Source organism: Terrimonas alba (genome assembly GCF_042434975.1).
In the GTDB taxonomy this organism is placed as follows: Bacteria; Bacteroidota; Bacteroidia; order Chitinophagales; family Chitinophagaceae; genus Terrimonas_B; species Terrimonas_B alba.
The window spans coordinates 844,836-859,406 of record NZ_JBHMQM010000001.1 but is presented as its reverse complement, the minus strand read 5'-3'; the positions used below and the strand labels follow the sequence as shown (position 1 = coordinate 859,406).

Annotated in this window: 13 protein-coding genes; 5 read left to right on the top strand and 8 right to left on the bottom strand. The window is 42.7% G+C overall.

The window, feature by feature from the left end; genetic code table 11:
- Nucleotides 1-24: 24 nt before the first annotated feature.
- On the top strand, nt 25-666 hold the full coding sequence (locus ACFEL9_RS03485) for a hypothetical protein (protein ID WP_385886163.1): 642 nt from the start codon (nt 25-27) through the stop codon (nt 664-666).
- A gap of 122 nt (nt 667-788) precedes the next feature.
- Here ACFEL9_RS03485 and ACFEL9_RS03480 read toward each other — a convergent pair whose 3' ends face one another.
- From ACFEL9_RS03480 to ACFEL9_RS03455, 6 genes are all read right to left on the bottom strand, one after another.
- Nucleotides 789-1,736 carry a hypothetical protein gene (locus tag ACFEL9_RS03480; protein WP_385886161.1) on the bottom strand — a complete coding sequence of 316 codons (948 nt, stop codon included), beginning with the start codon at nt 1,734-1,736 and terminating at the stop codon, nt 789-791.
- Nucleotides 1,737-1,846: 110 nt separating this feature from the next.
- A complete protein-coding gene (locus ACFEL9_RS03475) occupies nt 1,847-2,860 on the bottom strand; it encodes a VOC family protein (RefSeq protein WP_385886159.1) in 1,014 nt (337 codons plus the stop codon).
- A gap of 11 nt (nt 2,861-2,871) precedes the next feature.
- Entirely contained in the window at nt 2,872-3,699 is an 828-nt protein-coding gene (locus ACFEL9_RS03470) for an aquaporin (protein ID WP_385886157.1), read from the bottom strand.
- Nucleotides 3,700-3,747: 48 nt separating this feature from the next.
- A complete protein-coding gene (locus ACFEL9_RS03465; protein ID WP_385886155.1) occupies nt 3,748-4,527 on the bottom strand; it encodes a hypothetical protein in 780 nt (259 codons plus the stop codon).
- Nucleotides 4,528-4,675: 148 nt separating this feature from the next.
- Complete coding sequence (locus ACFEL9_RS03460) at nt 4,676-5,062, bottom strand: DUF1622 domain-containing protein (RefSeq protein ID WP_385886153.1); 387 nt, start codon at nt 5,060-5,062, stop codon at nt 4,676-4,678.
- Between the two features lie 75 nt (nt 5,063-5,137).
- Nucleotides 5,138-6,733, bottom strand: a complete 1,596-nt coding sequence (locus tag ACFEL9_RS03455; protein WP_385886151.1) for a GMC oxidoreductase — start codon at nt 6,731-6,733, stop codon at nt 5,138-5,140.
- 168 nt (nt 6,734-6,901) lie between these two features.
- On the opposite strand from ACFEL9_RS03455, the gene ACFEL9_RS03450 reads away from it, so the two are divergent.
- From ACFEL9_RS03450 to ACFEL9_RS03435, 4 genes are all read left to right on the top strand, one after another.
- Nucleotides 6,902-7,354: a YHS domain-containing (seleno)protein gene (locus ACFEL9_RS03450; RefSeq protein ID WP_385886149.1), complete on the top strand. Its 453-nt coding sequence runs from the start codon at nt 6,902-6,904 to the stop codon at nt 7,352-7,354.
- Between the two features lie 270 nt (nt 7,355-7,624).
- Nucleotides 7,625-8,203, top strand: coding sequence for a GDP-mannose pyrophosphatase NudK (nudK, locus tag ACFEL9_RS03445; RefSeq protein WP_385886147.1), 579 nt, complete (start codon nt 7,625-7,627; stop codon nt 8,201-8,203).
- A gap of 32 nt (nt 8,204-8,235) precedes the next feature.
- Nucleotides 8,236-9,024: a PhzF family protein gene (locus ACFEL9_RS03440; protein WP_385886145.1), complete on the top strand. Its 789-nt coding sequence runs from the start codon at nt 8,236-8,238 to the stop codon at nt 9,022-9,024.
- A 177-nt stretch (nt 9,025-9,201) separates the two neighbouring features.
- Nucleotides 9,202-9,645, top strand: a complete 444-nt coding sequence (locus ACFEL9_RS03435) for a hypothetical protein (protein WP_385886144.1) — start codon at nt 9,202-9,204, stop codon at nt 9,643-9,645.
- 62 nt (nt 9,646-9,707) lie between these two features.
- Here the strand turns inward: ACFEL9_RS03435 and ACFEL9_RS03430 are convergent, their stop codons facing one another.
- Together ACFEL9_RS03430 and ACFEL9_RS03425 are read right to left on the bottom strand one after the other, a co-directional pair.
- Nucleotides 9,708-11,759 carry an amylo-alpha-1,6-glucosidase gene (locus ACFEL9_RS03430; protein ID WP_385886142.1) on the bottom strand — a complete coding sequence of 684 codons (2,052 nt, stop codon included), beginning with the start codon at nt 11,757-11,759 and terminating at the stop codon, nt 9,708-9,710.
- Between the two features lie 28 nt (nt 11,760-11,787).
- Complete coding sequence (locus tag ACFEL9_RS03425) at nt 11,788-14,520, bottom strand: MGH1-like glycoside hydrolase domain-containing protein (RefSeq protein WP_385886140.1); 2,733 nt, start codon at nt 14,518-14,520, stop codon at nt 11,788-11,790.
- Nucleotides 14,521-14,571: the final 51 nt, after the last annotated feature.

The following is a 14,571-nucleotide window of genomic DNA, read 5'->3' as shown; positions in this document are numbered from 1 at the left end:
TTTGCACATAAAAAATCACACTTTATGTATGCAATAAATCATGCGGCAACAGCCTTGTTAATTAAGAAAAAGCAGCCAACAGCCCCTGTATTACTATTGCTGGTTTCTGTTCAGTTGGTAGAAATATTTTGGGTAATTTTTAATTACCTCGGTTGGGAGCATTTTTCCGTTTCAAACGGAAAACTGCATCTTGATTTTCTGCCTTATTCCCACTCTGTATTTTCAGGTGTAGTGGCAGCATTCATTTCATTTGCCATTATCAATTGGGCCTACAAAAACCAAAAACTTGCAATTGCTTTTTCAATTGGTGTCTTATCGCATATCATCATTGACATGATATTTCACGAAAAGGACATTCGCCTTTCACCATTTTCAGATACACCCGTTTGGGGTTTGGGAATTATTGATTATCCGCTTTTGAATTTTACGATTGAGTTTATGTATGGAATATTTTGTTGGTGGTATTTTAGAGGCAGCAAAGCATTACTCACAGTCATTGTTGTGTTTAATATTAGTGACTTGCCCATAATGTTAGCTCATGGCGATATGCTGAAGCCTTTTGAACAATATCCTTTTATCCTTCCATCAATTGTTCTTTTTCAAATTTTAATTACATGGTATTTTATTTGGCGATACAGCAGAAGTACAGCAATACCTGTTCGTTAGCAGAAACTGCCAAATTCTGACCGGGTCTTCAGGACGATTTTGACATATAAGAGGAGCAAAAAGCAAAAGCATTTCTAGTCAATTCAATAAAGACCTTGAAAGACGATGTCGCCTGATTGATTTCAAAAGCTAAACTGGTACTCCAAACTTGCCACAAACGATCTTGTCAACCCATCAGGGCGTTGATCTCTTATGACAAATGGCGCACCAATTGAAAGTTCAAAACCATTTCCATTTTTCAGGTGGTAATCAACGAATACATTTCCATTCAGCGTAAGCCCGAGAGAATTATAAATCTTCCGCCTGGTTTTATTGTCATCCGCATAGCTGTCATTGCCCAAATGATAAATGCCCAACAGGCTTGGCCGTATCGAAAATCGTTCGTTTATTTCAAAGCTATAAGAAACTCTTCCAACAATATCTCCTCTTCGTTCAAATTCATTGGTTGGCCAATACTTTAAGGTGAGTGGTGTAGCCGGGTAATCACCCGGCAGGAATTTATTTTCATTGCTTGCTTTCAGCGGCTGTTGCAATGCCAGGGTGGCGCCAAAATTTTTCCGGTTATAATTCAACGCCAGCACCAGGTCAATCGTACCCAGGCTGGTTTGATAGGGCATGGGTAAGTGAATACCATTCTTTACCATATCAGCGCCATCTAAGGGCAATTTCAAACCTACTACAAAAGATTTCTGCCATTTTTTATTGGCGTCTTTCTTGCCGGCCTGCTGGTCAAAAGCATGGTTCACGGAAAGAAACAAGTCGGTCCAGCCATTGGTATTGGCTAATTCTCCATTGATAAATGAATAGCCCAGTTTTCCCGTTACGGATGTTTGGTCGGTTATACTCCTGGTATACTCAACGTAGCCGGTATAGTTATCGGTTGACCGTTCACCCTTGCCAAAGGCAAAGCCAATTGAAATATCATTTTTCTTTCCCTCTTTTGATTTATGGGCTTCCGCATTGTTTTTGATAGAATGCAGTGTACAAACACCGGCATCGCTGCAGCCCTGGGCATTTGATTGGATTGAAATGATGGTTACAAGAGTCAGTAGCGAGAATATTCTTTTCATTGTTGTCGTTTTTTTAATTGGACATTGAGCGTTGAGCATTGATCCCGATAGCTATCGGGAGAACATTTCTTTTTCTACTAAATGAATGCTCAATGTTCAATTTTCAATGTTCAATTGTTAGAGAAATATTCCTTTATTTGAATGGCGTGTCCATCCGGATCACGGACAATAAAGGATTTGCTTTGTACACCATTGACATGCTGTTGTATCAATTCTTCTGAAACAAATTTTGCATGGATGGTTTTGAATTTATTGTACAATGCTTCTGCATCCATCACGATCAGCTCAGTTTGCCAATGCCAGGCATCATCGGTTCTTGAATCTGCGGGATAAGGCTTGCCGGGTCCAGGCACGAGGTATTGCAAAAACTCAATGCCCGGTCCTTGTGCGGCACGGTAACCGGTAATATGCAATGATGCTCCTTCTACATTGTTGAGGTGCTCCTGTTCTACACCCTTGTTCCAGCTATCACCTTTTCGTTCAATGCCCAGGATGTCCCTGTAAAAGACATGACTGTTTTCGGTATTGCTTACCCCGATGGCAGTATGGTCGATGCCGAGAAATAGTTTACCGTTTCTTTGTTGCCATTTTGCAAGACCTTTTCCTTTTGGAAAAAATATCAGTTCCAGATTGTGCTTATCGGGGTCATGAAAGTAAAATGCTTTGATGCCCTCAGCCGCAGGTATAGATTTGGGTAATGTTTGCGGCGAAGTGGATACATGTTCCACCTTATATTTCTTTAATTGCTGATATGCTTTTTCCATATCACTTACCACGATAGCGATATGCTGAAAAAAAAGATCATTGCTTTTGGCATCTTCGGGAATGCTGCGGCCACCGGTGGTCAGGTAATCTGTCAGCTCAAGGAATTCATCTCCCAACTGCAGGCGAACCACTCTTGCATTTAACCCAAACAGGCCATTTAGCTTTTCAACTTTTTCGCCACTCCGCTCCGTATCACTGATTTTTTTAAAACCCAATACTTCAGTATAAAATTGCACAGAACGATCCATGTCCTTTACCGTCATTCCAATCGCTTCCACTTTGCTCACCTGTGAAAGAGAAACAATGGAAATAAGAATAGCTTTGATTAAAGCAAAGACGCATAATATTCTTCGGTTCATTTCAATATTATTTAGTGACTCATTTCGTAATGACTCTTGTTAAGCCTTTCCTCGGCGGCGGAAGGTTTTGTAGGGTTCTTTCTTCGCCGGATGAAGAGAAAAACTTCGGCGGCTGCTAACATGCCTGCAAAAGGAATAAAGAGATAGATCCAAAAAGATGTCCAAATGCCGGAAGGCAGTGCCGTTGCAAAACTGCGGGCCGGGTTCATACCAAAGCCGCTGATGGGTCCGGCAATTATTACCCAGCAGCAAACCAGGATAGCGGAAACGATCCGGGTATATCTTTTCAACTTTTCATGATGCGAAGTGAATAGTACCATGCTCATCGTGATAAAGGCAATGATGTATTCTGTGAGCAATGCATAGCCTGGTCCCCATTTGCCCGGAATGGTAACGGATGAATTCACCGGCGGATCGGTTAAAATAGTTCCCATCAATGCCTGCATGATAAAAACTGCTGCCAAGCCACCAATGAATTGAAAGATGACAAAGAACATGGCATCGTAGCGGCACATTTTATCCAGTCGTAAAAAAGTAAGCGTAACGGCAGGATTGATCTGCGAACCGCTTGGCGCTGTCCAGGGAGAATAAAAAATAAACAGTGCCGTACATCCCATGATCAATCCCATCAACACATTCTTCGCCATTTCACCAGGGATAGCATTATGCCATTTACTTTTTTCTGAAAAGATCATCGCATTAAAAAAGCAAGCCAAGACCATAAAGATGGCGAGGCCTAATGCCTCCTGCAGGTAATGCTTCCGGTTTTTCCGGAAAGCGGCTTTTAGCTGCTTCATGCCGGTTGTGCCGGTCAACACCTGTATGGGCATTGCTCTCATGATGCAAAGAGAAGAAATAGTAAAGGGCGATGCTGTCGGGTAATTGACTTAAGTTCTCATTTTGGGATAGCCCAACAAATAAGTCACTTTCATTCCAAATTTGTTTTTGAGGTTCCCCGCCTTCCATGTAAAAGAATGATTATTGACAGAATTGGCAATCCTTAACAGCTCAGCCGGTTTGTATAACCGCATGATAGAAACTACTCCATCCCAAATGGTGCAAAGTGGGATAAGCGGAACCAGGTAAGTGAATATGATCCTGGAAAATCTGAATGGCCTGAAAAATGGAGTAAAAAGAAAAAAAATAACCGGGTGAAAAATGATAATCCCCAATGCCGCAAAAATATTTTTATCACCACCGTCAAAAACAGCAATGGGTTGGCGGGCTTTTACAGCATCCTGCAACACCAACCCTGCCTGGTCTCTATCGAAATGATGGAAAGCTGAGAAAATGGTCCTTAATCCTTTTAACTCCGGTGGCACGTTCATGGCGTCAACGGGGTGATCGGCAAAGCCAATATCTCCGTTACTTTCTTTTTTAAGCAAATAGAATGCTTCAACGTTTGGAAATTTATCGGTTAAGATTACCGGTAAACTGAGGGAATAAGTGTTGTAGAAATTTTCTTGAACTTTTTTAATTGCGCCGCCACCCCCGGAACATAAATCAATAATTGTAAAATGTTCGGCATTTTCAAGGCCTTCTTTGATAAGCGTTGTGGCAGGATAATAAAAATTAACAGCATTAAGAATGAACCGTAAGTAGTCGGTCATGCTCTCCCTTAAAAAATTGGGAAACCAATCGAGGTCTTCAAATTCAAATAAACGCATGGCCTTGAAAAGATAGACAATTTTAGCATTGAAGCTTTTAAGACTATGTTCTTTGTACTTGAATCTGGTTAAAGGAAGTTGTGAGAGGAGCGTTGTAAATGTCGAATTAGTGAAAAGTGAAAATTCAAAAGTGAAGATTATTTCGGGACTATTTCTGTCCACTTAGCACTCGCTGTTCACTACCTGCTATCCCGATCTCTTTTAATTCTTTCCCCAAAAAATAATTCAATGCGGTTCTCAATATAGCGATGGCCGCCAATTTGCCGATATCATCCCAGCTTGGTGCAATAGCAGTGGCTAATACGTCAGCGCCCAACAACAATTCCAGGGATACAGCCACTGCACTGCCAAATCTTACTCTAAGCCCCTCTAAACCTGCCCGCTGAGGAGGATTATTGAAAAACTTTTTTTTAAAATTAAAACCCACATAATGGTATAATAATTTTAAAACAGCGATGCCAATTATTGCCGCTGCCATTATTTCCAGTCCATGACTGATACAAACCGTTATTGTTTTTGCAATTTCTTCCATCATTTTTTAAGAAAGCCCCATATCCCTCGGTGGGACAGGGGCGATTAACCAAACCAAACCAACTGTTATGAGAGAGCGTTAAGAAAGGACTCGTTTAAAGGCCGTCTGCTTTTCTGTTTTGTTTGCATGTTTGTTAAGTACATTGTTGATGATATGATCACCGACTCTTAGTGCATTGGCCGCAATCGTGAGGGCCGGGTTAAAAGCACCGCAGCTTGGGAAAAAACTCGCATCTACGACATAGAGATTTTCCAGGTCATGCGCTTTGCAATTTATATCCAATACAGATGACGAGGGGTCGGTGCCGAAGCGAAGTGTTCCATTCTGATGGCTCATGCCGCTAATGTCCAGGTCATAGCCACCCCATTTGACATCTTTATAATCCGCATCTTTTTCACCCAGTTTTTCAAAAATGATTTTCAATTTTTCTTTTAATCGTTCATAAGCGGTGTAGTTATTCCGGGCGTAATTCACCTGGATGCTTCCATCATCCCGAAGAGTGACACGATTATCCCTGTTGGGAAGATCTTCCGCAGTTAACCAAAAATCAATACTCATCTCTTTGAGTTCCTCATAAGTTTTTCCCGGGAATAATGTTTCACCCATCCATAAAATAGTATCGGGATCGTTTCTTCCCATCAATTGTATTTCGCCCAGCGGATACTCGCTGTCATCAGCGCCGTGATAAAAATCGGCGAGCCCTAAACTTTTTTGAAAGACACAATCATTTTTCTTTTTGGTAAAAGCCACGAGGCAGCCATTGTGATGCAACATCAGGTTTCTTCCCACCTGGTCAGATGAATTGGCCAGTCCCGTTGGATGTTTTGCATTGGCACTACGCAATAACAATGCAGCTGAGTTTACTGCGCCGCAAGCCACGATCACCATGCCGGCATTAAATACAATGCGTTCGCCTTTTACATCGGCAATCACCCTGGTTATTTTAGTTCCCTCCTCATTCGTATCCAGTTTTTCTACATAGGCATGCGTAAGCAGCGTAACATTTTTATTCATCAGTGCGGGACGCAGGCATCTTACCTGTCCATCGGCTTTGCTGTCGGTGAGATCAGGAAAGCCATCAAAATTTTCCAATACCAATGGCGCTTCCGTTTCGGTATAGTCCTGTGGTAACCGCACACCCATTGGCAGGGGAAATGGTTTTAATCCCAGGGTTTTCATTTTTTCTTCCAGGTCCATGATCAATGGCTCATAGGGCAGCGGCGGCAAGGGATATTCACTATTGGCAGGTGGCTCGCTGGGATCAACACCTCTTTTGCCATGAACACTGTATAACTGCTCGGCCTGGGTATAATAATTTTCCAGAGTAGGATAACCGAATGGCCAGGCCGGTGAAGAGCCGCCATAATGTTGTACTTCTTCAAAGTCGGATTCACGGAAGCGGAATAAAGCAGCGCCATACATTTTGCTGTTGCCACCAACATTATAATGGATATAGGGTTTGAAAGGCTTTCCATCTTTGTCATACCAATCTTCTTTGGGACGATAGCGGCCGAGTGTTACCACTTCATGCGGATCCCAGTTTTGTTTTTCTTTGGGAATAAAGCCACCTCTTTCCAGTATTAATATTTTTTTGCCGGTCGGCGCCAGTTTATAAGCCATGGTGCTGCCACCGCTGCCGGTACCGATGATGATGATATCATAATGATTGACCATGTTCAATGTTTGTGATACAAAGAGAAGGTGAAAACAAGAAAATCTTTGTCGGGAAAATGACGCAAGCTATTACTTGCGGTTTTTTTAATAATAGAAAATAGAAAATCTGTCGGTGGCTTTACAGTTAGCGCCGGGAGCGGGTGACAACTTTGACCAAAATTCGTTTGTATGAAGAAGATTAAATGGTTACTCATCCTTGCCCTTATGTCTAATCTTTCATTGAAAGCCCAGACATCTGCTACGTTTATTGAATCCGGAAAAGCGATCCGCGGTTATGATCCTGTTGCTTATTTTACCCAAAGCAAAGCCGTGAAAGGAAATGATAAACTCGTTTACCAATGGAACAATGCCAACTGGTATTTTTCTTCGGCGGAAAACCTGGAGTTGTTTAAAGCAGATCCTGGAAAATATGCGCCGCAATACGGTGGTTATTGCGCCTATGGTTTATCGAATGGCTATAAGGCGCCTACTTCTGCTGATGCATGGACTATTGAGAAGGGAAAACTTTATCTCAATTATAATTTAAAAGTAAGAGAGGAGTGGAACAAGGACCGGCAACAAAGAATTGAAAAGGCTGACAGGAACTGGCCGGGTGTAAAGGATAAAAAGGATAAGGGATAGGCTTAAAAGCAACTGTCAATTTAATTTTCCCGGATGGCGGGTTTATAGCGTGAAAGGTTAGAACAAAATCATAAATTACATGGTTGTAAATTTTGATTGACGCATTTCCAATTTTCGTTATAAGAATAGCTATGTGTTTATATCTATGTGCCTGTGTTTCTATTGTGGTTCAAATTTGTTGCCACATAGGCATAGAGAAAACATAGATTGGCAGTTAGTGAAACTTTTAAATGCACTGCTTAACCCTGCAACTATAAATAAACCTTCCTGATGAATGAAAAAGTAAAGATCATTAGCACTGAAATTCTTTCCAGCAACTGGTATACGCTCAAAAAACTCACTTATCAAATTCAAAAAACCAATGGCGACCTGCAAACACAGCAACGGGAAGCTTATGACCGTGGCAATGGCGCCACCATCCTGCTTTATAATAAAGAAAAGAAAACGGTGATACTGACCCGCCAGTTTCGCCTGCCTACTTTTATCAATGGCAATGAAACCGGCATGCTGATCGAAGCCTGTGCCGGTTTGCTGGACCAGGATAACCCGGAAGATTGCATCCGCCGGGAAACCGAAGAGGAAACAGGTTATAAAGTATCGGACGTCCGCAAAATATTTGAAGCCTATATGTCGCCGGGTTCGGTAACGGAGCTGATCTATTTTTTCATCGCGGAATATTCACCGCAGATGAAAGTGCATGATGGCGGCGGGATGGGACATGAGCAGGAAGATATTGAAGTGCTGGAGCTGCCGATGGACGAGGCCTTTGACATGATCGGTAACGGTGAGATCAAAGACGGGAAAACGATTATGCTTTTACAATATGCGAAGTTGAATAATATTGTTTGAGCAATCAAAAAGGAACGATAAACAAATAGAACGTGAAACTAAATTACTACCAGGTTGACGCTTTTACGGATGCCATCTTTGGCGGTAATCCAGCTTGCGTCGTACCGCTGGATGAATGGTTGCCTGATGAACTGCTGCTAAAGATTGCAAAAGAAAACGCTGTTCCGGAAACCGCTTTTTTTATACCTTCTGGCGATGCATTTGAATTAAGATGGTTTACCCCGGAGATCGAAATGGATCTCTGCGGCCATGCCACACTGGCGACCGCTCATGTTTTAAAACAACATCTTTCGCCGGAGAGTGACAATATTATTTTTCAGTCGAAAAGCGGTGAATTGCAGGTGACGATAGCAAATGAACTGTACACGATGGATTTTCCGTCGCGGATGCCGGCGCGGGTAGCATTGCCGGCTATCATTCAAGCTTCGTTGAGTATACAACCTACGGAAACCTGGTTGTCGAGGGATTATATGCTCGTATATGAAAGCGAACAGGCGATCCGGGAGATTCAAATAAACAGGCAGGTGTTGGACCAGGTTAACCTCGATCCTGGTGGAATCATCATTACGGCCAAAGGTGAGCAATGCGATTTTGTATCCCGTTTTTTTACACCACAGGCTTCCATTTTTGAAGACCCGGTTACGGGTTCGTCGCATTGTAGCCTGATACCTTATTGGAGCAAGAGATTGGGCAAGACAAAAATGATAGCCCGCCAGCTCTCTGAGCGGGGCGGCAAATTATTTTGTGAGGATAAGGGAGACCGGGTATTGATTGCCGGGCATGCGAGAACGTATTCGATGGGAACATTGTGGACGGAATGAGTTTGTTTCTTTATGAATGATATTCGATAATTGTTAAGTTTGGATATGCGATCAGCCATCATAATTTCAGTTATCTGTTTCTTGTGCTCATGCGGTTGGAGGAAATATCCAGCAGAGAGGTACGCAATTCCCAAACTCCACAGAGATTTAATAGCTTCTTACAAAGCGGGCGATACATTGAAATTCAAGGACAGCAAAAGAAATCTTGCTCTCTACCTGATTTTGCGGATCGATTCTTCATTACATAATGAGCGAGGCTTCTTTATGAATGCAAGAGAGTATAAAGACATTTCAATCGCTTGTCATGAAATAACAAATTCAAGAAGAGGATATGATGACTATAACCTGATTTTGATAACGAAATATCCTGATGAAGATTCAATATATTTCAATTTAAGACTAAAAGACTTTTACGGGATAAACCCAGGTGAACCCTTTCGCCATAACAAGGATACGGTGATTGTTAACGACTTTTCATTTTCAAATTATTACTCGTTTCGACCTTATAATTATGCAGAGCAAGAAGATTCTAACTCTATTGCAAAAATTTTCATGACCGACGATCAAGGTATTGTTGCCTATCAGTACGTGAATGGTGAATGGTGGACAAAAGTAAAATAATTGCTCGCTAACCCAGTAACAACGATTATTTATGCAACTTTATGTATGGCAATAGTTTACTTTTATGCTCCCTCCAATTCCATTTTCTTTTTTATTTCTTCCATTTTATACAATCCATATTCCTTTATCACTCTCAGCACTTCTGCCACACCCCAGGCCTGGGCCACACAGCCCCTTGGATGATGCGGCGGTTCAGCATCAAATATTTCAGACACGGAACCAATACATCCTTCCGCCAGGTGATGACTAAAGTCTGCGATTATTTTTTTGGCCTTGCTTTTTCCCATCAATCCATCTAATCCCACAAATCCCGGTTCAGACATCAATGCATCTACGTAAGGCCCCAGCAACCAGCTCCACACAGTACCCTGGTGATACGCTGAATCCCTGTGCCATTGGTCGCCGCCATATTTCGGTACGTAATGAATATCTTCAGCCGGTAAACTTCTTAAACCAACAGGCGTGTACAATTTTTCTTCCACCACCTGTAGTACTGACCTGGCTTTTTCTCCTTCGATCAAAGCAAAGGGCAGGCTGATCGCCAATAGTTGATTGGGTCTTAAAGTTGCATCTGCTTCACCGTTTTCATCAATGACATCGTACAAGTAATTTCCTGTTTCGTTCCAGAATTGACGGATAAAACTGTCTTTGGCTTTTTCAGCGCTACCGTTTACCACAAAGGCGTCATGCTCCTGTTGATTGAGTCGTAATAATTCCGCAAATATTTTTAAGGCATTGTACCAGAGGGCCTGTATCTCCACGGCTTTGCCCATTCTTGGGGTCACTACCCAGTCGCCGATCCTCGCATCCATCCAGGTTAATTGTTGTCCCTCTTCTCCTGCATACAACAAACCATCGGTGTCCACTTTAATATTATACCTCGTGCCTTTGAAATGCCAGTCAATGATCTCTTTTAGTACCGGTAATATTTCTTTTAAGATAAACTCCTTGTCCCCGGCAGCCTGCAGGTATTTGTAGATGGCTACAAAATACCACAGCGTTCCATCTACGTTGTTGTATTCCGGCTCTTCACCATTATCCTGGAAGCGGTTGGGCAGCATGCCACGGCTTGTATTCCTGGCAAAGGCCAATAAAATTTTCCTGGCATCTTCATAACGTCCGGTACTGAGGCAAAGGCCTGGCAGGCTGATCATGGTATCACGTCCCCAATCAGTAAACCAATGATAACCGGCGATGATGGTGGCGGCCTCCTCTAAATCCCCTCCCGTGGAGGGGACTTGCGAAGACTCCGCTATTTGTATTTTGCGTCTTACAATGAATTGATCAGCAGCAAGGACCAGTTGCTTTATTGTTTCGTCATGCGGTTGATTAGTGAGTAGTAATTCTCTTCGCTGCTTTTCTTTTTCCATCATTTCATCTGCATTACGATCTGTTGGATTTTCAGTTGATACAATAATACTCACCGAATCACCCTGCTGTAATGAGACGGAAAGAATTCCATGATTGAAAAGATCTTCGGTGTAATCCAGTCCGCGGTATTGCTCTACGCTGTATTGAAAATGGTTGAACCATCGTGGTGAATGCTGGTAAACAGAACCGGATAATTGAAGATATAAATTTGTTTTGCCATCGGGCATTACATGCAACAATCCATTATTAAAGTCAGCATCCCAATGCATTTGGGGACCGGCTTGCTGCAGTGAATGGTATCCTCTTGCTGCAACAAGCGGTAAGAGTTCCATGGTGAACGGATCTGTTGCTTCCAACACTTCATAACGAATAACGATAGTATTCTCGTCGCGTATCATCCCGATTGTCTTTTTCAAACGAATACCATTTACCTCGTACATCCATTCGGGAAAAATTTCTTTGCTGAAGCTGACGAGATAATGATGACCGTTTGGATGAATAATATCACCGGCGTAAAGATTTGTTCCTAATTCAATTCTGTTGTCACCGGTAACAATAGTTTCATCCAGTTTGGAAAGTAAAACCATCCTTTCTGTGGGCGGCACGATGGCAGCTACCAGTAAGCCATGATAGCGGCGGGTATTGCAGCCGGTAATGGATGATCCCGACCAGCCACCAAGCCCGTTTGTTTCCAGCCACTCGGCCGCCTCCAAACCTTTTTGAAAATCACCAAAGGATTTCATTTTTTAAATTTTAACGATGAGAAGAGAACTACAGTTGATGTGTTAGGACAACAGATGATTGTTTAACCGCTGCCTGGCCTCCCTCTCCTTCGGACAAAGAACGAGGGAGAGGTTCACTGATCCTATTGATTAACTCAGCTACCACACCGGTCCATCCTGTTTGATGCGAAGCTCCCACACCCCTTGCCGTGTCACCATGGAAATATTCATAGAAAAGGACGAGGTCCTTGAAATGCGGATCATCACGATAAATAGTGAAATAGTCATTAACCGGTCGGTGTCCTGTTTCATCTTGACGGAAAATAGAAACCAGGCGTTTTGAAATGTCGTCCGCCACTTTTTGCAAATTCATTTGATTGCCTGACCCGGTTGGCAACTCAACTGTCAGCTCATCTTTGTAATACTCAGCATAATGGTTAATAGCGTTGACTAGTAGATAATTCATGGGCATCCATACAGGGCCGCGCCAGTTGCTGTTGCCACCAAATAAATTGCTGTTGCCTTCAGCCGGCTGGTAATTCAGGCCAAACTGTTGTCCATCGATATCTATGGAGTAGGGTGTTTCATGCAGTTTGGAAATGGAGCGAATGCCTGCTTTGCTCAAAAACTCCTGCTCATCTAATAATGCTTTCAATAATTTTTCCAGTCTTTGCCTTGGTACCAGGGATAACAAGATGTCATCATGATTTTTTAATTCTTCAATGACGAGATATTGGTCATTGTCCCGCCGGTAACGTTGAAACCATTTCAACCGGCGATGAAAATCGGGTAGTTTTTCCAGCAAATCTTTTTTGAGCACCATTCCAGCAAACAAAGTTGACAGGCCTACCAGGCTTCGCACTTTTAATGGAACATACCGTCCATTCGGTAATGAAAGCACATCATAGAAAAATCCTTCGTCTTCATCCCAGGCGCCGGTCCAATTCTCTCCAATGCGGTTAAGCGATTCTGCAATGTAAACGAAGTGCTCAAAGAATTTGGTGGTCACGTCTTCATAGCTGGGATTGTGCTGCGCAATTTCCAACGCCATCTCCAGCATATTCAGGCAGTACATCGCCATCCAACTGGTTCCGTCTGCCTGCTCCAGTGTGCCACCACCGGGTATCATATTGCTGCGGTCAAACACACCAATATTATCCAGGCCTAAAAATCCGCCTTCAAAAACATTATTGCCCTTATGATCCTTTCGATTCACCCACCAGGTAAAATTGATCAGCAGTTTTTGAAATACTCTTTCTAAAAATTCAATATCGGGCTTTCCTGTTTTTGTCTTATCCATTTTATACACCTGCAAACAACTCCAGGCATGTACCGGCGGATTCACATCACTAAAGGCCCATTCGTAAGCGGGTAGTTGACCATTGGGATGCATATACCATTCCCGCAAAAAAAGAATCAACTGTTCTTTGGCAAATTGCGGATCGATCATGCTGAGTGGCACGCAATGAAAAGCCAGGTCCCATGCCGCGTACCAGGGATATTCCCATTTGTCGGGCATTGAAATAATGTCTTCATTATTGAGGGTGTGCCAGTGATGATTGCGACCTGTCTTTCTTGACTCCGGTGGTGCTGGCTGGCCGGGATCGCCATTTAACCATCGGGGTATATCAATATTAAAATACTGTTTGCTCCAAAGCATACCGGCAAAAGCCTGCCGCTGGATATTGATGAGGTCTTTGTCGCTCGCTGTCGTAATGCCTGCATAAAACTCATCCGCTTCCTCCATTCGTTGTTGAAACAGCTCATCAAATTTTTTTCCAAACGGTGATTCTTTTAATTCTTCTTTTGTCAAACGCAAATGAATAGAAGCGGATGAGTGGCCGGGAATATTGAATTCATAAACAGGAGAAAATTTGGTGCCTTCTTTTCTTTCCTGCAACCAATCGAAATTTTTATGGATGACAGCATGATGAAAAGCATCTTTTACAAAAGGAGACGGATTGGGCTGACCGTATAATCGCTCCGTGTTGGTTTCATTATCCGTAAACAGGCAATGATCAGTCTTTTCAAAATAAAAGTGGTAGTGACCACTTTGTTCATGCGTAATAGTTACTGTACCATGTTCATTCGTTAACTCAGCTAACCGGATTGATGGTTTCTTTTTCATCAACCCAAAACTCCACAGGTTGCGCAGCCACAAAGTGGGCAACAAAGCTATATAAGCATCTTCGCTACCGCGGTTGTGAACAGTAATGCGGATGCCAATATCTTCTGCATTATTTTTTGCATATTCTGTAAATACATCAAAGTATTTGCCTCCGTTAAAAACGCCGGTATCCAACAATTCATATTCCGGTTCATACCGTGACCGGTTGCGGTTGGTGTTTACCAGGTCTGCATAGGGATATTCAGCCTGCGGATATTTGTACAGGTGCTTCATATAGGAATGGGTCGGTGTGCTATCCAAATAATAATAGAGCTCTTTCACATCCTCGCCGTGATTACCTTCATTGCCCGTCAGTCCAAACAATCTTTCTTTCAATATGGGATCTTTTCCATTCCACAAGGTCAGTGCAAAACAAATGCGCTGCATTTCATCGCTGATACCGGCAATGCCGTCTTCGCCCCAGCGATATACTCTCGACCTTGCATGGTCATGCGGAAAATGGCCCCATGCATTTCCATATTCACTATAATCTTCCCGTACGGTACCCCATTGACGTTCGCTGAGATAGGGTCCCCATTTTTTCCAGGCCCCCTCCCGACCTCCCCCAGTGTGGGAGGAGTAAACCTCGCTCAATCTTTTTTCTTCGGCATTCATGATAAATGATTTTTTATTTTTATGGAGCCGGCTTCAGTTATTCTATTCAGT

Coding starts and splice junctions, on each gene's coding strand:
- ACFEL9_RS03485 (WP_385886163.1), top strand. CDS start 25: ATGTATGCAATAAATCATGCGGCAACAGCCTTGTTAATTAAGAAAAAG.
- ACFEL9_RS03480 (WP_385886161.1), bottom strand. CDS start 1,736: ATGAAAAGAATATTCTCGCTACTGACTCTTGTAACCATCATTTCAATC.
- ACFEL9_RS03475 (WP_385886159.1), bottom strand. CDS start 2,860: ATGAACCGAAGAATATTATGCGTCTTTGCTTTAATCAAAGCTATTCTT.
- ACFEL9_RS03470 (WP_385886157.1), bottom strand. CDS start 3,699: ATGAGAGCAATGCCCATACAGGTGTTGACCGGCACAACCGGCATGAAG.
- ACFEL9_RS03465 (WP_385886155.1), bottom strand. CDS start 4,527: ATGCGTTTATTTGAATTTGAAGACCTCGATTGGTTTCCCAATTTTTTA.
- ACFEL9_RS03460 (WP_385886153.1), bottom strand. CDS start 5,062: ATGATGGAAGAAATTGCAAAAACAATAACGGTTTGTATCAGTCATGGA.
- ACFEL9_RS03455 (WP_385886151.1), bottom strand. CDS start 6,733: ATGGTCAATCATTATGATATCATCATCATCGGTACCGGCAGCGGTGGC.
- ACFEL9_RS03450 (WP_385886149.1), top strand. CDS start 6,902: ATGAAGAAGATTAAATGGTTACTCATCCTTGCCCTTATGTCTAATCTT.
- nudK (WP_385886147.1), top strand. CDS start 7,625: ATGAATGAAAAAGTAAAGATCATTAGCACTGAAATTCTTTCCAGCAAC.
- ACFEL9_RS03430 (WP_385886142.1), bottom strand. CDS start 11,759: ATGAAATCCTTTGGTGATTTTCAAAAAGGTTTGGAGGCGGCCGAGTGG.
- ACFEL9_RS03425 (WP_385886140.1), bottom strand. CDS start 14,520: ATGAATGCCGAAGAAAAAAGATTGAGCGAGGTTTACTCCTCCCACACT.